An 18,752-nucleotide genomic window follows, 5' to 3' on the forward strand; every position below is an offset into this window, starting at 1 on the left:
CCCTCCAGGGGCGTCGGCGGGTGTATAGGGAGGTTGCTTCCCTGCGGGATCTCCTCGATCATCCAAGTTTACGCCCAAGGGGCGTTTTTTGTCAATTTTTACATTACGGCACTGCAAGTAGGCAGTTGGGCGCGGCCGAAGCTGTCCGGGGGGCGAGGGCCGCTGGCCGGGGTCCGCCCCCCGGCAGAGGTCGCTTGTGCCTCGCGGCAGAGTCCGAGGCCGTACGCGGTATCCCGCTCAGCCGTGACGTCGCGCCACGCTCGGACGGGTGGGAGGTTCCCGAGCGCCGGCAGATCGCGTCACGGCCCGAGGCTCACGCCGAGCGCGCGCCCCCCTCGTCCCCCTGGGCAACTCGGGCTCGGTTGCCGGCCCAGTCCGGGTCGCGTTGCGGCGCCAGGGCCACCCGGGACTCGGCAGGCGGGAGGCGGAATGCGCGCCAGCTCTCGCGGGGCGCGGTGAGCCAGCGGACAAGGGCCACAGCTACCAGGCGAACGGTGCCGCGCTGGACCCATCGGCCCGAGAAGCGGATCTGGTCCTCGGCCCAGCCATCCAGCCGCCACCAGGGCCGGATCCGGCCGAACGCGTAGCCGAGTGCGAGCGCTGTCGTCACAACGATGACGGACTTCACGCCGTCTCCTCTCTGCAGCTTGCGCCTGCCCCGCCCGGGCAGCACTGGCTGCGCGCCCGAACAGCTTTAGTATCCGCTCCACCCCTCGCCGGGCCGGACGGCGGGCCGCGGCCGGCCCGGCCCTTCCGGGAATCGCCGCGGCCGGGTGGAGGAGCTAGGCAGTGCCGTGGCTCCGTCCCGCCGGGGCAGCCCGCCCGCGGGTACCACCTGCGCCCTGGCCCTGGACGCGACCCGGCGCCCCACCGCCAGCCGATCTCGCGCGAGGCCGTCACGGCCACTCAGACCGAACGGCCGCAATGCCTTCGGATCGGATCTACGCCGCCGACGGCGACCGCCTGGTGGCAACTCGACCCGCCTGCTGGGCCGTTCACCGCAAGACACTCGGAGCTCCAGATTGGGGCGCTGACCAGCCACAACCTGCGCTCGCACAAAAGTTCGAATAGCGGTTATGGTGAAAGAACGGAGCGGGGACCGGGACCAAAAAAGGGGGAGACTGGAACAAGGAGGCGGCACGGTGTTCCCACATCTGCATGTCGCGTCCGGTTTCAGTGTCCGGTACGGGGCGTCGATGCCTGCGGCCCTGGCCGAGCGCGCAGCGGAGCGCGGCCTGGGCGCGATGGCGTTGACGGACCGGGACACGGTCAGTGGAGCGGTGCGGCACGCGGACGCGTGCTCTGCGGCCGGGATCCGGCCGATCTTCGGGGCCGACCTCGCCGTTCCTCCCGCAGTTCACCGGTCCGCCGTCATGCGGAGCAGGAAGCCGGCTCGTGGCGGAGAGTTCGTCGACGAGTCTGCTCCCCGGGTTGTCCTGCTGGCCCGGGACCGCGTCGGCTGGGCGAATCTCAGCCGGATCATCAGCGCGGGTCAGGCGCACCGGGCCCAGGGCGGTGGAGCCCAGCCCGTCGTCCCGTTCGAGGTCCTGAGCGGACACACCGAGGGGATCACTGCCTTGCTCGGTCCGGCGTCCGAGCCGATCCGGGCTCTCGCCGCCGGGCGCTCCGACCGGGCGGCGTCCCTCCTGGAGCCGTGGCGGGAGCTGTTCGGTCCTGACCTTCGCCTCGAAGCCGTTCACCACCGACGTACGGGCACCGGGCCGGGGTCCTTGCGCCTGGCCGCCCGCACCTTCGGCCTGGCCCGCGATCTGGACCTGTTGTGCGTTCTGAGCAACGCGGTGCGCTATGCGGATGCCGACCGGGCACCGGTCGCCGACGTGCTGGACTCCGCGCGGTTGCTGATGCCGATCCGGCCGGGACGCACGGACAACGGGGAGCGCTGGCTCAAGGACACCCCTGCGATGGCGGGGCTGGCCGACGAGGTCGCCCGGGCCGCCGGTCAGGACCACGGTGGCGCGGCACATCTTCTGGCCACGACGGCGCGCACCGCCGAGGACTGCCGTCTGGACCCGGCCTCCGATCTGGGTCTGGGGCGGGTGTTCTTCCCCGAGGAGCGCCTGGTCGGTGCCGCGCCGGGTACGTCGGCGCGCGTGCTGCGCGAGCGCTGCGAGGCGGCGCTGATCGCCCGCGGTTACGACCGCTCGCGCGCTATGCACGAGCGTCTGGCCGACGAGTTGCGGGTGATCAACACGCTCGGCTGGCCGACGTACTTCCTCACCGTGGCCCAGGTCGTGGACGACACCCGCGCGCTCGGCATCCGGGTGCAGGCCCGCGGGTCCGGCGCGGGCAGCCTGGTCGTGCACCTGCTGGGCATCAGCGTGGCCAATCCGCTGGAACACGAGCTGATCATGGAGAGGTTTCTCAACCTGAGGCGCCGTTCCTTGCCGGACATCGACATCGACGTCGAGAGCGCGCGCCGGCTCGAGGTCTACCACGCGGTCCTGGACCGCTTCGGTCCCGAGCGGGTCGCCACCGTGTCCATGGTGGAGACCTACCGTGTGCGGAACGCGATCCGTGATGCGGGCCTCGCACTGGGCCTGGACCCAGGCGAAGTCGGCCGCCTCGCGAAGTCGTTCCCGCACATCCGGGCCCGCGACGCCCGCTCGGCGATGCGCGAGCTCCCCGAGTTGCGGGACCTGGCCGTGCACTCCGAGCGATACGGCCCGCTGTGGGACCTGGTCGAGGGCCTGGACGCGCTGCCCCGCGGCGTAGCCATGCACCCCTGCGGTGTTCTGCTGTCCGACGACTCGCTGCTGCGCCGTACCCCGGTCGTGCCTACGGCCGGCGAGGGCCTGCCGATGAGCGTCTTCGACAAGGACGACGTCGAACGCATGGGCCTCTTGAAATTGGACATTCTGGGCGTTCGAATGCAGTCCGCCATGGCCTACGCCGTCACGGAGATCCACCGCTCCACCGGCCGCGCCCTGGACCTGGACGACCGCGAGCAGGTGCCGCTCGACGATCCGGGGGCCTTCCAACTGCTGCGCCAGGGCGAAAGTTTGGGGGTCTTTCAACTAGAAAGTCCAGGTCAGAGAGATTTGCTCGGCCGCCTGCAACCCGAGACGTTCCAGGATCTCGTCACCCAGATCAGCCTGTTCCGTCCCGGCCCGGTCCAGGCCGACATGATCCGCCCGTTCCTCCTGGCCCGCCACGGGCATCGGCGCCCCGACTACCCGCACCCCGACCTCGTCCCGGCTCTGCGCGCGACGTACGGCGTCGTCGTGTTCAACGAGCAGGTCATCACCCTGTTCGCGACCCTGACACGCACGGACCTCGCCATGGGCGAAGAGGCGCGGCGGGCCCTCGCCGATGCGGAACGCCTGCCCGCCCTGGAGGCGTGGTTCCGCGACCGGGCCGCCGGAGCCGGCTACCCCCCGGAGACCGTCGACCGGGTCTGGAGCACGCTGAAGGCGATGGGCGCCTACGGCTTCGCCCGGAGTCACGCGGTTGCGTTCGCCCTGCCGACGCTCCAGTCCGCGTTCCTCAAGGCCCACTACCCGTCCGCGTTCTACTGCGGGCTGCTGGAGCACGACCCCGGCATGTACCCCAAGCGGCTCGTGCTCTCGGATGCCCGGCGCCGCGGTGTGCCGATCCTGACCATCGACGTCCAGCACTCCGGGACCCGGTACCGCACCGAGCCGATGCCCGACGGCACGCTAGGCCTGCGGATCTCGCTGGCCGACGTCCACGGCATCACCGATGCCGAAGCCGAGCGCATCGCGGCCGGCCAGCCCTACACCGACCTGGCCGACTTCCACGCCCGGGCCCGTCCCTCGCAGCCCCTCGCGCAACGTCTCGCCCGCATCGGCGCTCTGGACTCCATCGCCCGCGGCTGCCACCGGCGCGAGCTGCTCCTGCAGCTCGACGAGCTCCACCGACACTCACGGGCCACCGCACCGGCCCAGCTCTCCCTCTCCGCCGACGCGGGCCCCGCGGCCGCGACTGGCCTGCCCGCAATGAGCGCGCAGGAACAGTTGGACGCCGAGCTGGACGTCACCGGCATAGACGCCTCCAGGCACCTGATGACATCCCATCGCGAGCTGCTCGCCGAACTCGGCGTCACCCCCGCGCACCTGCTGCCCGGGATTTCGACAGGCGAGACCGTTCTGGTCGCGGGCGCCAAGGTCGCCATCCAGACCCCGCCCGTCCGCTCGGGCCGCCGAACGATCTTCGTGTCGCTGGATGACGGCTCGTCGGGGGCGATCGATCTCGTCTTCTTCGACGACACCCACGAATCCGTCGCGCACACCGTCTTCCACCACTGGCTGCTGCTCGTGAGGGGGCAGGTCCAGCGGCGCGGCAAGAGCGTGACCATCGTCGGACAGCGCGCCTGGAGCATCGCCGACCTCGCCCAAGCTCACCAGGACGGCGGGCACCCGGCGGTCCGCCAGCTGCTGGCCGCCACCGAACCCGCGCCGCCCGCCTCTGCCCTAGGCGACCCGGCCGGCGGTCCCCGCGCAGGCGGCGCCGGCCGGATGTGGCACGCCAGCCCCGGGAGCGCCGGATGACGTCCGCCACCATCCTCCACGCGAGGTTCGAGCAACCCTCGTTCGAGGCGTACCGCGAGCTGTTCGCGGCCCTCAACGACATCACCCCCGCCGTCCAGGCTCTCCCGCCCGACAGCGCCCTCCTGGATCTCACCGGCGCCCTGCGCTACTGGCAGCGCACCCCCGCCCAGCTCGCCGACCTCATCCAGACCAGGGTCATGGCCCGCTACGGACTGGCCACAGCCATCGGAGGCGGGCCCACGCGCATGATCGCCACGATCGCCGCCGGCCTCACAGCACCTGGAGCGGTACGCATCCTCGACGGCGGCCCGGCCGCCCTCTCCTTCCTTCACGAGCAGCCGGTGCGCGTCCTTCCCGGCGTCGGACCCGCGATGGAGCGCACCCTGCACCGCTACGGCCTGGAGACGGCCGCCGATCTCGCCAGCCTTCCCCTCGCCACCTTGCAGCGCATCGCCGGTGCCTCCACCGCCCGCCTCCTCCACGAGCGCGCGCACGGCATCGATCCTCGCCGTGTCACCCCCGCCGGGCCTCCACCCAGCATCACCGTCCGCCACCGCTTCACCCACGACGTCCTCGACCCTGCCGAAGCGCGGCGCTGCCTCCTCGACCTCTCCCGCCAGCTCGGCGCCCGGCTGCGCCACTCCCAGCAGTGCGCCTCCCGCATCGAGCTCCAGGTCACTTTCGCGGACCGGACCAGCCTGGTCCGCTCACGCACCCTGGCCGAGTCGACCAGCCACAGCCCCCGCCTCCAGGAGGCCCTCTACGGCCTCTTCGCCGCGCTCGGTCTCCAGCGTGCCCGAATCAGGTCCGTCACGGCCCGGGCGGCCGGGCTGACCGACGCGGCCACCTCCGCCGTGCAGCTCACGTTCGACCGGACCACGGAGGACGCCCGCCGCCTGGAGCCCGTCATCGACCGAGCCAACCGCCGCTTCGGCGACAACACGCTCCAGCCGGCCGCTCTCGCAGTCCGCCCCCGCGCACGAGAAACCCGTGCGGACTCACCACGGTGAGTCCGCACGGGTGTCTCCCAGAACCGCTATCAGCCGACTACCTGGGCTTTTGTCGGCGATGCGGGATATCGTTCCAGCCTGCCACCATCAAGAGGGGGACCCGCGTGGAGGCCACCACCGCACGAGGCCGCGCCGGCCGCCCGGCCGGGATCCGAACCATGGACGACGGCCTCACCGAGCGGCAGCAGAGCATCGTCGCCGCCATACGCGCCCATCTGGACACCCACGGCTACCCGCCGTCGATGCGTGAGATCGGCGCGGCGGTCGGCCTGGCCAGCACGTCCTCGGTCGCGCACCAACTGCAAGTCCTGGAGGGGAAGGGTGCGCTGCGCAAGGATCCTCACCGGCCGCGCGCCTACGTCCCCACCGGCCTGAGCTCGGACACCGAGCTGGACGACTCTCCCGCAGCACCAGCCGCTCCGCAGGGAGCCGATGCCTCCAGCGCGGTCCGCGTCCCGCTGGTGGGCCGCATCGCAGCAGGCACGCCGATCCTGGCCGAGCAGCACGTCGACGATGTCTTCGTACTCCCCCGCCAAGTGGTCGGATCCGGAGAGTTGTTCGTCCTCACCGTGACGGGCGAGTCGATGATCGACGCGCACATCGCCGACGGCGATCACGTCGTCGTCCGCGAGCAGCCCTCGGCCGAGAGCGGCGACATCGTCGCCGCGATGATCGGCGGGGAAGCCACGGTAAAACGGCTGAAGCGCGACGGGGGCAACGTCTGGCTGCTCCCCGCGAACGCCTCATACCAGCCGATCTGGGGGAATGAAGCGACCATTCTCGGCAGAGTCGTCGCCGTACTGCGTACGTACTGACCACTCGCACTGGCATCTGGGCGGGAGCATCGGCCGCGCCTCATCTGAGAGTTGGTCGAGCGGGTGGGGCGGGGGCTAGGGCAGTGGGTGCTGAGGCCGTTGGTAGGCAATCGCGCGGATGGGAGTGCGGGCGGGCCCGATCGCGCGGGCGTAGCGGTGGTTGCCAGGGTGGTGGATGGTCGTGGCGCCGATCGCTTCCAGTGCCCGGGCGAGCCAGCGGGTGCCCGCCTCACCGTCATCGCGAGGTGGTGCCCCGAGTTTCGTCAGGCGCCTTTCCGCTCCCTTGTGACCCATCTCGTCGCGCCGTATCTTGGCCGCGGCTCGCTCGGAAAGCACGGTGGCATCCGGCAGGACGGTGAGCCGACGAGGGCGGGTGCGCCCCAGATACAGGAAGTCCTGAGCGGCGTAGACATGACCAATGTGCCCGGGGCTGATCAGTTCGGGGCCGTCGGGAGTCTGTCGCGTACGCGGGTGGGGGTCAGAGTGGGCGACGACTCCTCGAATGCCCTGAAGTGCGGCAAACTTAAACGCTTTTGCGCAGAACCAGGACTCGGAATTGGATTCAGCCCTGTCGAGCAGCACCAGCCGGTTGAGCTCAAGGGTCTCAGCGTATCTGCGGGTGCCTTCGAAGATGTCGAGGACCGCTCCGTTCATCGGGATGCCGAGCGACAGGACGCCAAGGAGCCGTCCGCCCGGGGGCTCTCCGGGACCCGGTTCCTCGTCGAGCCGCTGCAAACCGTAGGTGAACCGGACAGCCGGCCACGTCCCGCTGTAGTGGTGACGCTCAACGAAGCGGCGGGCAGGGGCCTCCGGGAGCACGATCACACGGTGGAGGTCCGGGGCGAAGCCTCCTTCACTCGTTCGGCGCCAGGTCGGCCTGCGGTCGCGCCAGCGTTGGCAGCGATCGGTCCCGTCCGGCAGGTGCAGCTCTTCCTGCACAGGCATCAAGCCACAGCCTCCTCGGGCGGAGTGGCATCCGCGGTGGACCTCCTCGGCCCCTCCAGGGGGAGGCGGACGCTGCCGCGGCACAGGTAGTAGTCGGGGTTGAGGTGATACCTCAGCACCTGCCCGTTCCAGACGAACTCGATCCTGTCTCCGCAGGCGGTACAGGTTCCGGCGTCGGAGCGCCATCGATGAGCCACGTACGGACCTCGCACTTCGTGGTGGTCGACCCCGGGGCCCGCGGCGGCACTGGCCGGCGGTCTGACCGCACGCCGGCAGCGGCAGGTCAGCAGGGTCATGGTCATGGGCCGTCCAGGCTTCGCGGCTCTCCCCGGTGGATTGCGAAGCGGTCGCGAAGGGCACCTCACGCAAGATGATGTATGTTATCGCAACATACGCACTACGCCAATCTTCACTGTCAGAAGGAGGAAAATGAGAACTCACGCCCGGGCCGATGCGGCACCTCGACGTCGAGGAACGGCACTGCTGCTTCTACCGATCACTCTCGCGGTGCGCATATTCCGCCCGCCGCGGAGGGATCAAGTCGCAGACCGCGCTGCCGAGTTCGTCCACGTCCTCAGATCCGGCGTCGGCCTGGCCGCGACGTGCTGGCTCATCAGCTCGTACCCCGTGCGTGAGTCCGCGTCATCACTTATCGCCGAGCGGATCTTCGACACTTTCGCCACCGCGGGCGTCCTGCTGGTCGCCGGCCCCCTGGTCGTTATGGTGTTCATCGCATCCGCCCGACCCCCCGTGCGCAGGCTCTACTGGCGCCGACTCGGCGGGCCGATCGGCGGGTTCGCCTCCCTCTTCGCCTCGGCGCTCGCGCTGTGGCTGCTCCTGCACGACGACGGAGGCATCCGCCTGACCCGGATCCTGGGGCCACTGCAGTTCGTGGGCTTGCTCGCCGTCCTGGCGGTGGTCCTGTTCACCACCGTCTTCGGCCTGACCGCAGTGGTGCTGTCAGTGCACTACGTCTTCAGAACGGGTGACATCCACCAGGTTCTACCCCCGGTCCTGTCCCCGTTGCTCGCCTGGCTGACCCTTCTGCTGCAGGCCCCCGACGAAGCGGCGCTGGCAGCCCCGGCCGACGTGCAGTCGCTGTTCCTCTACGGCGCTCCGCTCTCGATTTCCCTGTTGTCCGGGTGGGAGCTATATCGGCTGCGTACCCGCTTCGATATCACGGTGCGCCGAGCCCTGGGGCGCTGATCAGAGCCCGGCGCTCGACTGCCAACGGGGGATTCACGCCCGGCCTTCACGGGATGCCGCAAGCTCTGCCACGGCGTCCCCGAGGGATGTCCGATAGGCGGAGTTCCGCGGCCCACGGACCCCATCGTCACCGTCGTTGGGCTGCACCACGCGATCAGCGTCGCGGTACTCCGCCAAGCGGAGCTCGGCGAGGGAGCGCGTGGTGGACCATGTGACCTGAGCGGCGAACCTGCCCTCAAGGCCGACCCGGTCGACCAAGGCATTCACCTGCGACGGGGTCAGAACCGCCCGGCGTCCGCTCACGGTGATTCGCCATGGCGTCAGCTTGTCGTAGGTGAGGGCGGCCTCTCCTTCAAGCCTGAAGCCGTCCAAGTCCTCGCGGTAGATGTATCCGGCGTCGAACATCGCGCGGAGCAGCCGCTTGGAGACGGATCCCGACAGGTGGCCGTGGGGGTGGCAGCTGGCACCCTTGAGGTGTGCGCGGGCAGTGGGGGTGAGGGCGGGCGATTCCCCTTCGGTCATGATTCCTCCCGGCGTACGGGGGCCGCCGCCCGCGGAGGGGCGGCGGCCATAGACGGCTGAGGCTCCAGCTCTATGACGCAGCGGCGTCAGGCTGCGCGGGAGCGGGTGGGCACGAGCACCACGGGGAGCCCCAGGGTGAGCAGCGCGTCCAGGTGGGCGGCGGTGAGCGCCGTCGCGGGGAGGCTCGTGACAGTGGCCTGGGCCGGGACCACCTCGGCGGGCGCGATGTCGCCGGGCTGCGGGGGCAGCCCCGCGAGCTTGCGGAGCTCCGCCCGGATCATGTTGCGGGTCTCGTCCCCGCCGGGCACCTTCACTCCGGCGCTGCGCGCGGCTTCGGCGATGCGCCGATCACTGAGGCGCGCGATGTCCGACTCGGTCAGACGTCCCCCGTGCAGGCGGAACAGTTCCATTGCGGTGGGGACGGACTTGCGGCGCCGGTTGAAGTCGACGCAGACGTCTGCGGGCGTGCCGGGAGGGAAGACCTCTCGGGCGGTGGGCATCTGGATCATGTAACTCCAGCAGAAGAGTCGGGACGGCGGCGGGCACCCGGCCAGAATCGCTGGGCGACGCCGTGTGAACTCAGGGGGCCGCCTCGAGAGACAGCTTCCCCTACCCCTCAAGTGTATGTTGCGGGAACATGCACGTCAAGGGGTTCTGGCTTCGGTCCGTACGTCCTCCGCAGCGTCGGCCAGGACCTCAGCTGCCGCCAGCCTCTTGGGCCAGGGCGTGCCCGGCGGGCCGGTCAGCCGAGTTGATGTGTGCGGGCCGCGGCACGTCCGGGGCGCCGGTCGCCCCGGGTGGTCGGCCGCCGTGTCCGTGCGCCTCGGTAGGCGCCTCCGGCCGGAGATAGCTCCGGCGGACAACGGGGAGTAGCGGCAATCGGTCGGTGGAGCAACGAACGCACGAGGTCACGGCCTGGCGTGGGGCAGAGCGCCCTCGCCCACCAGCTGGGGTAGCCGGCCTCAGCAGCCGTACGTCTTCAGGATCCGGCTGGACTTCGCGTCGGCCGGGGTCAGCCGGTGCAGTCCGCCGCGGACAGCGTGGTCCAGGCGCAGCGGCGGGTGCTTCTTGTCCAGCGGGGTGACGGTCATCCGACCTGGGTTCCGGTTGCTGTAGACGATCTGCGAGGACTTCGGGAACTCATTCTCGCTGCCGTACGGAGTGCTGTTCAGGCAGTGGCCCGGGCCGCCGAGCTCCCGGTGGTAGCGCTCCATCTGGTCGGGGAAAATGTAGGCAGCGGCCTTCGGCGCCGCCCCCCCCACGCAGCACAGCACCGCCGTGGCGAGCGCAAGGTGCCACCAGTGCGCTCCGAAGCGGCGGAAGAACGCCCTGGCCGTGAAGAAGACCGCGATCGACGCGATAACGGTCACAGCGGTGATCACGACATACGCCACCCTGCGGTGGTTGTGCAGGAGCTGGGACTCCAGGGCGAAGTACATGGCCGAGATCATGGCGATCCACATCGCGGCCACGGCGAGGCCGCCCGCCGGCGCGGTGCAGTCGGGCTCCCCGGACATGTTGCGGGAGACCTCGATGCGCGATCTGAAGGTCACTTCTCCCCCGTGGCGGGCCCACTGCCCCGTGTTCCTGCTGGCCGTTGCACCCTATGACACCGCACCGACAGTGCCGGCCCGGAGCCCGGGCGCCCGAAGCCCCAACCTCCCATGACGCGCATCGCGTGCGCTTCCTCGAAGTTCATTGCCGGTCCGGGCCCTTGCCGCGGCCGAGGAGTGAAGGCGTCACTCAAACCGCTGTCGGAGGACCTGATGATCCCGTCGAAGGCGACTCTGCCGACCATCACGGCCACGGGCACGTGAGGGCGACGCGTGCAGCTGCTCGCTGCCGCCACCGGCTTCAAGGACGAAGCCGCGGAACAGCTCGCGGACGGCCTGCCCCACCACCTGGGGTTACGGCCCGGCTCATGAGCGGGTGGGCGGCACGTGCACGACGATGTTCTACGACGCCGACTCGGAGAACGAAGGCTGGAGGCAGTGCGACACGTCGCCGGGACACGATCGGCGACGCAGCCCGCTGCACTCGAGTCGGCAGAACAGCCTGTGCTGGAGCGACGACAACTGGCAGGAACTGACTGCCGACGTCGGCGACAGCGACTGACCTGACTTCCGTCGGCCCCATGCCGTCGGGAGTCAGGTCACCGAGGCGGCGGCCACAGCGGGCCACGGCTTCCCGTCCGGCTGAGAGATCGCCGCCCGTGTGAAGCGGTCGCGCGCCTCCCTTTCCTTCTCCACGGCGGCACGCAGGTGCCACAGCGAGACGGCGGGCAGCAGGCCGCCGAGCCGGGACGCCGCCCTCAGCGAGTCGGCCACGGCGGCCATGGCCTCGGCCGCGCTGCGGGACCCCTCGTCTCGCTGGTCCACGCGCAGTCGGCCGAGCAACTCGTCGAGGAGCTCGGCGAGCTCACCCGCTCCAGGATCCTCCGGGACGTCACAGCCCCACCGTTGAGCTGCCGCCCCGAGTGCGGCTAACGCATCGTCGCGGCGGAGCAGCGGCCTGGATCTACCCGTGTCACTGTTCGTCACGATCACATCGTCCACCGCGGACCTGCCTGGTGGGGGCGGAACAGGGGAACTCATGTCTCACCGGCTACTCGCGGGCTGCTTGCGCCGGCCGGGTCAGCGCCGACGCCAGCGCGCGAGGAAGCCCGACCGCCGTTTCTGCTGCGTCGGCGGCGACACGGGCCGGGGAGGGAGCGGGGGCGGGATCGCCGGGGGCTCCACCGGTGCGGGCGGAGGCGGAGCCACCGGCGGAAGCGGCACCACAGGCAGATCGGGAGCGGCGTCGGGAGAGGGAGTGGCCTCCGCTGCCGGGGGCGGTGCCGACGCGGGGGCGGGGGCTGGGCGGTGCGAGGTTCCGGCGGACCGGGCAGGTGCCGCAGGACGGGCCGGCGCGGGGCGCCGCCGGGGCCGGGCTGGTTCAGGCAACGGGCTGGGCGAGCGGGGCGCGGTGGGCACTCCGGCAGCGTCGACGTCCCAGTGGGCGATCTGCCAGTGGGCCTCGGGCCACAGCACCACCTGGGGGGCCATTCGGCCGGCCTTCGGCTTCCACAGCTTGAACGCGACGTCGGGCGCGGCGAGGGCCAGTACGCGGGCGCCTTCGGTGAGGGGTTCAAGGAGAAGGCGGCGGTGGGGAGCAACGCGGAGGTACACGTCGGTGTGCGCGAGCGGTCCGGGCAGGCCGGTGGGGACCTCGGTCACGATCCGGTAGGAGGTGGCCTTGTCGGTGGTCCTGATCTGGGTGACCTCTCCGAGGACGGCGACGGGGTGGCGGACGGTTTCGGCGGCAAGCCGCTGGTATAGGCGGGCCAGGTCGTCGGGGTCGGGTCCGAAGCAGAAGTCCTTCCAGGGAACAGGGGTGCGCAGCCCTGGGTGTTTGACGGTGAAGTGCTCGACGTCCTCGGGATCGTTGCCGTACAGGGCCAGGAGCTGGGCGATCCGGGCGGCGCTGGTGACGGCCGGCGGGAGTTCCGGGTCGACCGAGTGGATCTTGAGGTTGACCGGGCCGGCGGGCGGCGCGAGGAGCGGCGCTCCGGCAGGCGGCAGGAGCGGGGCCTTGGTGTCGGAGGTGGGGGCGAGCACCAGGCGCAACTGCAGTCCGCCGGAACGCAGCTGGGCCAGACCCTGTGACTTGCGGGCGATGGCGTGCACGGTGTGGTCGGTGCGCAGCGGGCACGGGGCCAGGTGCTCGGCTGTGCGGCCCTTCTCCTTCTCCTTGGCCAGGGCGAAGTGCGCTCCGCGGGTGAAGGGCTTGCCCTTGGGGGAGATGCGGGGCTGTTCCGGCTGGGCAACGACCTCGTGCTCGCAGTACGGGCAGCGCAGCGGGCGGGTGAACGGCTCGGGCTTCTGGCCGATCTGCCGGGCCGAGATCACGCGGCCGTGCTTGTCTCTGGCCTGCTGCAACTTGAACGACTGCCGGTCCCCCACCTGGTCCTCCCCGTCCTCGCCCGGTCTGTGGAGACCCTATCCGGCGGTGCGCGGCGCCGGATTCTTCTGCGGCCCGCCGGCGGGCGGGTCCACGTACTGGATGCCGAAGCTGGCGGCTATGCGCTTGGCGTGCGAGCGGGGCGCGGCATGCGGGTGCTCGGCGGGCCAGGCGCACCCCGACGGGGGATGGCCGTTTGAATTGTCCGGCAGGGTGTGTTCGGAGAAGGTCGAGTGGCGCACCGTGTGGCCCTCGTCCTAGGTGCCGTCGTCGCGGCGGCCCAGCAGCGTGTTGCGCCGCCGGTCGGTGAGCCCGGCGGCTCTCCCGGCCCGGCCGATGCGCGTGCCGCAGCGGCTGGTCATGACCCGCACGGCTCCAGTGACGTTGTCGAGGACCGACGGCGTCTCATCGTCGCCCGTGCCGACGGCCTGGTCGGCGCCGTCCATCGTGCGGGCGGCCGCGGCGGTGCTCCCGCTGGAGCGGGGCGGGTGGTTCTTCGGGTCCGCGAGGTAGTCGGCCAGTCTGGCGAAGTCGCCATCGCGCTGAACGCGTCGCACGGCAGGGCCCTTTCGGGAACGGGCGGAGGCTGACGACGTCACCCTACGAGCTGCCCGGCTGCGCAGTCCGGGCGGACGCCGCCGGCTGCGGCCGGCGCTGGGCCCGGTGTCACGGGACCGGGGCCGGCTCGGCGGTGCCCAGCCATGCGATCCAGGCCCCGTCCGCGGACCTGCCGAGGTGGAGATCCGGGGCGTGGTTCACCTCCCGCGCGCAGATACGCCCGTAGGCGCCGTGCCGGGCTGGGCACAGCCGGGCCATCTGCTCGGGGGTGAGGGCGGAGAGGTCCTCCGGCAGGACGCGACCGGCGGCGGTCGCCCTCTCCTCGGCTCCGCGCCGGCGTTCCACTTCGTCGGTGCGCGCCTGAAGCAGGCGGGCCCACCGCAGAGCGGTCTCCTCGCTGCCGGGGGTGTAGAGGCACTGTGGTTCGCCGAACTCGAGGAGGGTGTCGAGGACGGTCATGCCCAGCGCCTCCAGCAGGCGCCGCGAGGCGGTGTTGCGCTCCTGGGTGACCGCGATGAGCGGCCCGCCGTCGGGCACCTCGGCGGCCCACCAGTCGACGGCCGCGCCTACAGCCTCGCGCCCCAGCCCCTGGCCCCAGGCCGAGGAGATCAATTGGTACGAGATCTCGGCCCTCCCCGCGAAGCGACTGTCCGCAGTGATGCTGACCAGGCCGATCGCCTCGCCGCCGGCTGCGGGAGCGACCGCCCACACGCCGGGGGTGGTCGGGTACTCGCACTGCCGCGTCTCGATGCGCGCCTCGCTCACCGGTCCCCCCAGGAAGGCCCGGACCTTGGGGTCGCTCAGCACGGCCCGCACCATCGGAGCGTCCCGGCGGGTGACCGGGCGCAGCGTGACGCGTTCGGCGTGAACCACGACAGGCCACAGGCGGCCCAGGACTGCTTCGACGGACTCCATCAGCACAGGATGTCAGGCAGGGCGGCCACGCGGGACGAGATCGCGACACTGCCAGGCTCCGGAGCGCCGTCATCATGTCGATCATGCTGGTCGTGCCGGTTCGAGCGTGGGCTGCAGTTCACCCGGGGCGGTCAACGTGGGGGCAACCGGCGGGAACGGGCAGCCGTGGGCGCACTTTCGTCCATCTCGGCGGACCGTTACGCGCTCGTGCATGGCCTCACTCCAAAGGGAACCGGCCCAGTTGACTTCGCGGGCGGCTTCACTTCCGGCCCGAGAGTCGCGCCTTGCCGGCAGTTGCATATGTGCCGGGCCCATACACTGCGGAGCATGGGTCTGTTCCGTTCCTCGTACCGCATCGCGTCCGGCGTGCTCTCCGACTTCACCGAGGTGGCCGGCACCGAGCGGATCTCCGTGCCCAGCCTCGCGACGATCCTGCTGCGGGGATATGTGGACGGCACGATTGCTGTCCGTTCGACGGACCAGTTGGTGGGTGGTGACCATCCTCGTACGCTCAAGGACCTTGCGCTTGACCGAGATCTACTTGAGCGGGCGGATGAAAAGCGCGCCAGGGAGGGGGTGGCGCTGAGTCTCGGCCACCTTTTGGAGGTCCTCTTCGACGCTTACGTTCGGGGGACGATCTCCCTCTCGGCTTCCGGTCAGGCCGGAGGAATGCCCGACTCGTGATTTGAGCGGCCGGAGCCGGGCGCGGTGAGCGCCCGGCTCCCGGGCCGTCAGTCGGATTTCGGTCGACGTGCTGCTGGGCCGCTTCGCTTCGCGCGCCGATCGTTTTTCTCGGCGTTCGCGGCTCTTTGAAGCGCGCGGAATGTACGGGCTCCTTGGCGTTTCTTTAGATGGGATATGTTGTTCGCTGGTATCCCCAGAGTTTCCGGACCGTAGGCCCCACGGAGATCGGAGGGGGCCTGTGAGGTGTATCCGGCCTCGGCGAGAGTTTCTTCGTCCGGGAACACATCAACGTGGAGGTGTCCTGGCTCAATGAGCTCGTCCTGCAGTCCGCCGTAGGAGTAGCGCCACCTGAAGTTGGCCGGCGGTTTGGGCCGAACTCGTTTTTCGAAGAGCTCTATCTCTTTTGTGTACGAGTAGAAAACTACCTCCGGAGTGTTTCGCATGATCCGCAGCCAGGCGTTTAGGTAATCCTCCGAGAAATAGTCCCCACTGTCGTGTACGCGAACGTGAGTTCGGACGTTCGGAGGGTGGTACCGGGCGTTTTCCAGTTCCCTGGTCATCTGCTCTTCCCAGGCCTTCGGCTCGTCGAGAACGTACTGGAGATTGTTCTCGTGCGAGCGCAGGACGTTGGAGAACCGGAAGGTTCCGGATCGGGCGTAGCAGAGATTTTTGCAGATGCCGGCCGATGGACATGTGTTGTATGTCCGGCCGTCAGGAAGCCTTCCCGCGAATGCTGGCAGAGTCCATTTTTTAGATCGGCTGTGTTGCGCAGCTTGAGCGCATCTTCCGCAGGAGGAAGCGGGGGCGATCCGGGGCGGTCGCCGCCGGGAGTGCAGTGCTGCTGTCGCGGGCGGTGTCGTTCACAGCTGTCCTCCTATCGGTACTTGGGTTCGGGCCGGGTGGTCCGGATCCGTGGCTCCGTGGCCGTCCTTCGCTCGTCCGCGAGCGGAAGCAGGGCCGGCGGTGAGGAGGTGCGGTCGGCGGGCGGTGCTCGGCTGCTGCGTGGGGTACTCCTTCTGCTGATCGGGCTGCTTTGGGGGCCGGGTGCTGTAGCGGTGCTGGAGGGGGTCGAGGCGGCGGGCGTGGGAGCACGGCGAGTGCTGCTGCCGCTGGCCGCCGATCGAGATGATGGGGTGGCATGGGTCCGCTCCTAGGTGATCAAGTTCGTTTCTCGGCGGACTTCCTGCAGGGCCTGGCCCTGGTGGAAGGCGAAGGTCCGTGCGTCGAATTCGGCCTTGTCCCTGTAGCGGGTCTGCTTGGTCCACTGCCCTCGGTGGTGGCGGTAGTGGTAGGTGATGTCGGGGAGCAGTTCACCGGCGGCGTTGCCGGTGATCGACATCACGTACACGTAGTCTTCGCCTTTCGTGAGCCCGCCCTGGCCGCCGTAGGCGCGGGCGAGGACCGTCCGGGTCAGGAGCATGGTGTGGCCCATGGGCGGCTTGCCGTCTTGGGGTGAGGGCCAGTAGGTCCACACGTCGCCCGGGGCGTGCGGGCCTACGGGAGTGGCGCAGTCCCAGGTGACCAGGTCGCCGTTTCTCTTGAGGTCTGCGGACATGCCGGCGACCCAGCCGAGCCCGGTCTCGACAGCTCGGTGGTAGCGCACGGCGAGGGAGTGCGGGGGCAGGATGTCGTCGTCGTCCGCGTAGCAGAGGTAGGGCGCGGTGACGTAGTTGAGCGCCGTGTTGCGGGCGGCCGCGGCGCCGGGGGCGGGGCGAGCGCATATCCTCACGCGCGGGTCGGCGGCGATCTGGGGCGGGATGGTGCGGGGGTCTGCCTGTCTGCCGTTGGGGGCGATGATCCACTCCCACGGAACGTCCTGGGTGAGGAGGCTTTCGTACAGGGCGATCAGGTACTTGCGGCGCTTCGGGTGGAGGCCGGTGGGCGTGATGACGGCGGTCTGAGGGTGGATGAGCATGGGTGCCGTTTCGTTGAGTCAGAAGGATCGGGTCGCGCGGCCGGGGCGCTGAACCCAGGGCCCGATCAGCGCGCCGGGTCTGATGGTGATGAGCCGGACGCCGGCCGGTAGGGCGCCTTTCAGCGCGGGCAGTTCGCTCTCCAGGGTGATGGGCGGGGTGTCGGTGGCGGTGCGGCGAAGGGTGTCGATGTCCGGGGCGGCTGGTCCGCACCAGCGCAGGGCCAGGACGTCCGGGCCTTGGGGCCGTTGTGCGGGAAGATCGCGGGCCGTGGGCTGGTGCCAGATGGGGCGGTGGTCGATGACGACGACGGGGAAGATCGCGCCGAGGCCGTAGTAGGCGGCCTGCGGGTCGGGGTTCACGTGGGTTCCTCCTTCGTGGGCGGGGCCGATTTGGGCGCGGTTGGGTCTGGTTCGTCGTCGGGTGTGCGGCCGGGCGTACGGAGGTTGAAGCGGGTGATGGCGAAGCGGAAGAGGGCGTAGTACAGGGCCGCGTAGGCAACTCCGATGGGGAGGAGGAGGAGTGGTCGGGTGGCAAGGGAGAAGTTGAAGACGTAGTCGAGGGCGCCTGCCGAGAAGAGGAATCCGGCGTGGATGTCCAGGGCGTTGACCAGGGCGAGGCTGGCTCCGGTCAGTACGGCGTGCGCTAGGTAGAGCATCGGGGCGGTGTAGGCGAAGGCGAGTTCGATGGGCTCGGTGATCCCGGTGAGGGCGGACATGGCGGCGGCGGGAAGCATGATGGATCCGACACGGCGCCGTTGGTCGGGCAGCGCGCTGCGCCAGATGGCCAGGGCCGCCGCGGGAAGGGCGAACATGTTGATAGGGAAGAACCCGCCCAGGAAAATCCCGGCGCTGGGGCTGTGTTCGGTGAAGAAGCAGGGGACGTCTCCCTTGACGCCGTTGCCGCAGTCTCCCGTGACGTACCAGACGATGGCCGACGGCACGTGGTGAAGGCCAAGGGGCAAAAGGAGGCGGTTGAGGAATCCGAACGCTCCGCCTCCGACCACCGCGTGGTCGGCAACTGCTGAGGCGGCCGCGCTGAGCGCCCGGTCGATCACGGGGTAGGAGAGTCCGAGCAGCGCTCCGGAGCCGAGGGCAGCGAGGGCGATCAGTGCGTAGACGGCGAAGGGCGGCAGTGGTCGCCGTCTGCGTTCCACGAGCTTCCACAGGGCCATGGCGAGCAGGGCGCCGAGGATGCCGAGGAGTGCTCCGTAGGGCCACCGTGCGGGTGGCGTGTCGAGTTGGTCGGCCGGCAGGGGGTTCAGGGCGAGGACGGTGCGGGAGAGCACCAGGTACGAGATGGCGCAGCCCAGGACACGGCCTGCGATGTCAGTCGATCGGTTGGTTCCGAGTGCCACGCCCAGGGCGAAGAGCAAGGGCAGGTTGTCGAGTACTGCGGCGCCCGCTTGGGAGAGCACTGCGGCGGTCTGGTGCAGGGAGTCGACGCGTCCGAGGAGGTCGTCCTGGCCGAGGCGTAGCAGGAGTCCGGCGGTGGGCATGGCGGCGATCGGGAGGGCCAGGCCCTGCCCGAGGCGGCGGAGTCGCGCGATGTGCCGCTGGCGGCGGCTTGCCGGCCGTTCGTCGGCGTTCGGCTGCGGGGTGGTGCGGCGGCGGGTGGTGAGGAGGGTCATCGTGTGTGCTCCGGTCGTGGGGCGGCCGCAGCACGTCGTACGGTCACTTCCTTGGTGGGCGTCGAAGTCGTCTGGAGAGTGCTGGT

The 18,752-nt window shown here is 70.2% G+C and carries 18 protein-coding genes and 1 pseudogene; 5 read left to right on the forward strand and 14 right to left on the reverse strand.

What is annotated here, in order from left to right:
* Window positions 1-313: 313 nt before the first annotated feature.
* Window positions 314-628: a hypothetical protein gene (locus PSQ21_RS35655; protein ID WP_274036311.1), complete on the reverse strand. Its 315-nt coding sequence runs from the start codon at window positions 626-628 to the stop codon at window positions 314-316.
* 568 nt (window positions 629-1,196) lie between these two features.
* On the opposite strand from PSQ21_RS35655, the gene PSQ21_RS35660 reads away from it, so the two are divergent.
* From PSQ21_RS35660 to lexA, 3 genes are all read left to right on the forward strand, one after another.
* Complete coding sequence (locus PSQ21_RS35660) at window positions 1,197-4,529, forward strand: DNA polymerase III subunit alpha (protein ID WP_274036682.1); 3,333 nt, start codon at window positions 1,197-1,199, stop codon at window positions 4,527-4,529.
* Window positions 4,526-5,539: a DNA polymerase Y family protein gene (locus PSQ21_RS35665; RefSeq protein WP_274036313.1), complete on the forward strand. Its 1,014-nt coding sequence runs from the start codon at window positions 4,526-4,528 to the stop codon at window positions 5,537-5,539. Before PSQ21_RS35660 ends, PSQ21_RS35665 begins: the two co-directional genes overlap by 4 nt.
* Before the next feature lie 158 nt (window positions 5,540-5,697).
* A complete protein-coding gene (gene lexA / locus PSQ21_RS35670; protein WP_274036683.1) occupies window positions 5,698-6,354 on the forward strand; it encodes a transcriptional repressor LexA in 657 nt (218 codons plus the stop codon).
* 75 nt (window positions 6,355-6,429) lie between these two features.
* On the opposite strand, the gene PSQ21_RS35675 is transcribed toward lexA, so the two are convergent.
* The gene (locus tag PSQ21_RS35675; RefSeq protein WP_274036315.1) at window positions 6,430-7,299 is read right to left on the reverse strand and encodes a Mom family adenine methylcarbamoylation protein; all 870 of its coding nucleotides are present in this window, start codon (window positions 7,297-7,299) and stop codon (window positions 6,430-6,432) included.
* Between the two features lie 627 nt (window positions 7,300-7,926).
* On the opposite strand from PSQ21_RS35675, the gene PSQ21_RS35680 reads away from it, so the two are divergent.
* Window positions 7,927-8,505 carry a hypothetical protein gene (locus PSQ21_RS35680; protein WP_274036317.1) on the forward strand — a complete coding sequence of 193 codons (579 nt, stop codon included), beginning with the start codon at window positions 7,927-7,929 and terminating at the stop codon, window positions 8,503-8,505.
* Window positions 8,506-8,538: 33 nt separating this feature from the next.
* On the opposite strand, the gene PSQ21_RS35685 is transcribed toward PSQ21_RS35680, so the two are convergent.
* The 8 genes from PSQ21_RS35685 to PSQ21_RS35720 all read right to left on the reverse strand — a co-directional run bounded on the left by PSQ21_RS35685 (window position 8,539) and on the right by PSQ21_RS35720 (window position 14,439).
* Entirely contained in the window at window positions 8,539-9,027 is a 489-nt protein-coding gene (locus PSQ21_RS35685) for a hypothetical protein (protein ID WP_274036318.1), read from the reverse strand.
* Between the two features lie 86 nt (window positions 9,028-9,113).
* Window positions 9,114-9,527 carry a hypothetical protein gene (locus PSQ21_RS35690; protein WP_274036321.1) on the reverse strand — a complete coding sequence of 138 codons (414 nt, stop codon included), beginning with the start codon at window positions 9,525-9,527 and terminating at the stop codon, window positions 9,114-9,116.
* A gap of 462 nt (window positions 9,528-9,989) precedes the next feature.
* Window positions 9,990-10,580 (reverse strand): hypothetical protein, encoded by a 591-nt coding sequence (locus tag PSQ21_RS35695; protein ID WP_274036347.1) that lies wholly within the window; start codon window positions 10,578-10,580, stop codon window positions 9,990-9,992.
* Between the two features lie 594 nt (window positions 10,581-11,174).
* Window positions 11,175-11,405, reverse strand: a complete 231-nt coding sequence (locus PSQ21_RS35700; RefSeq protein ID WP_274036349.1) for a hypothetical protein — start codon at window positions 11,403-11,405, stop codon at window positions 11,175-11,177.
* 255 nt (window positions 11,406-11,660) lie between these two features.
* The gene (locus tag PSQ21_RS35705) at window positions 11,661-12,968 is read right to left on the reverse strand and encodes a hypothetical protein (protein ID WP_274036351.1); all 1,308 of its coding nucleotides are present in this window, start codon (window positions 12,966-12,968) and stop codon (window positions 11,661-11,663) included.
* A gap of 36 nt (window positions 12,969-13,004) precedes the next feature.
* Window positions 13,005-13,208 (reverse strand): hypothetical protein, encoded by a 204-nt coding sequence (locus PSQ21_RS35710; protein ID WP_274036353.1) that lies wholly within the window; start codon window positions 13,206-13,208, stop codon window positions 13,005-13,007.
* 15 nt (window positions 13,209-13,223) lie between these two features.
* Entirely contained in the window at window positions 13,224-13,523 is a 300-nt protein-coding gene (locus tag PSQ21_RS35715; RefSeq protein WP_274036355.1) for a hypothetical protein, read from the reverse strand.
* A 109-nt stretch (window positions 13,524-13,632) separates the two neighbouring features.
* Complete coding sequence (locus PSQ21_RS35720; RefSeq protein ID WP_274036357.1) at window positions 13,633-14,439, reverse strand: GNAT family N-acetyltransferase; 807 nt, start codon at window positions 14,437-14,439, stop codon at window positions 13,633-13,635.
* A gap of 327 nt (window positions 14,440-14,766) precedes the next feature.
* On the opposite strand from PSQ21_RS35720, the gene PSQ21_RS35725 reads away from it, so the two are divergent.
* On the forward strand, window positions 14,767-15,123 hold the full coding sequence (locus PSQ21_RS35725) for a hypothetical protein (RefSeq protein ID WP_274036359.1): 357 nt from the start codon (window positions 14,767-14,769) through the stop codon (window positions 15,121-15,123).
* Window positions 15,124-15,170: 47 nt separating this feature from the next.
* On the opposite strand, the pseudogene PSQ21_RS35730 reads toward PSQ21_RS35725, so the two are convergent.
* From PSQ21_RS35730 to PSQ21_RS35745, 4 genes and pseudogenes are all read right to left on the reverse strand, one after another.
* A pseudogene (locus tag PSQ21_RS35730) lies at window positions 15,171-15,987 on the reverse strand (GP88 family protein).
* A gap of 286 nt (window positions 15,988-16,273) precedes the next feature.
* Window positions 16,274-17,038, reverse strand: coding sequence for a glycosyltransferase family A protein (locus PSQ21_RS35735; RefSeq protein ID WP_274036361.1), 765 nt, complete (start codon window positions 17,036-17,038; stop codon window positions 16,274-16,276).
* Window positions 17,039-17,056: 18 nt separating this feature from the next.
* Window positions 17,057-17,398, reverse strand: coding sequence for a hypothetical protein (locus tag PSQ21_RS35740; protein WP_274036362.1), 342 nt, complete (start codon window positions 17,396-17,398; stop codon window positions 17,057-17,059).
* Window positions 17,395-18,666, reverse strand: coding sequence for a PTS transporter subunit EIIC (locus PSQ21_RS35745; protein WP_274036364.1), 1,272 nt, complete (start codon window positions 18,664-18,666; stop codon window positions 17,395-17,397). The genes PSQ21_RS35740 and PSQ21_RS35745 overlap by 4 nt, the downstream gene beginning before the upstream one ends.
* Between the last annotated feature and the right edge of the window lie 86 nt (window positions 18,667-18,752).

This window comes from Streptomyces sp. MMBL 11-1 (genome assembly GCF_028622875.1).
Taxonomy (GTDB): Bacteria; Actinomycetota; Actinomycetes; order Streptomycetales; family Streptomycetaceae; genus Streptomyces.

What these genes read in the sequence shown, in the direction of transcription:
- PSQ21_RS35660 (WP_274036682.1), top strand. Translation starts at nt 1,197, where the DNA reads ATGCCTGCGGCCCTGGCCGAGCGCGCAGCGGAGCGCGGCCTGGGCGCG.
- PSQ21_RS35665 (WP_274036313.1), top strand. Translation starts at nt 4,526, where the DNA reads ATGACGTCCGCCACCATCCTCCACGCGAGGTTCGAGCAACCCTCGTTC.
- lexA (WP_274036683.1), top strand. Translation starts at nt 5,698, where the DNA reads ATGGACGACGGCCTCACCGAGCGGCAGCAGAGCATCGTCGCCGCCATA.
- PSQ21_RS35675 (WP_274036315.1), bottom strand. Translation starts at nt 7,299, where the DNA reads ATGCCTGTGCAGGAAGAGCTGCACCTGCCGGACGGGACCGATCGCTGC.
- PSQ21_RS35685 (WP_274036318.1), bottom strand. Translation starts at nt 9,027, where the DNA reads ATGACCGAAGGGGAATCGCCCGCCCTCACCCCCACTGCCCGCGCACAC.
- PSQ21_RS35690 (WP_274036321.1), bottom strand. Translation starts at nt 9,527, where the DNA reads ATGCCCACCGCCCGAGAGGTCTTCCCTCCCGGCACGCCCGCAGACGTC.
- PSQ21_RS35720 (WP_274036357.1), bottom strand. Translation starts at nt 14,439, where the DNA reads ATGGAGTCCGTCGAAGCAGTCCTGGGCCGCCTGTGGCCTGTCGTGGTT.
- PSQ21_RS35725 (WP_274036359.1), top strand. Translation starts at nt 14,767, where the DNA reads ATGGGTCTGTTCCGTTCCTCGTACCGCATCGCGTCCGGCGTGCTCTCC.
- PSQ21_RS35735 (WP_274036361.1), bottom strand. Translation starts at nt 17,038, where the DNA reads ATGCTCATCCACCCTCAGACCGCCGTCATCACGCCCACCGGCCTCCAC.
- PSQ21_RS35745 (WP_274036364.1), bottom strand. Translation starts at nt 18,666, where the DNA reads ATGACCCTCCTCACCACCCGCCGCCGCACCACCCCGCAGCCGAACGCC.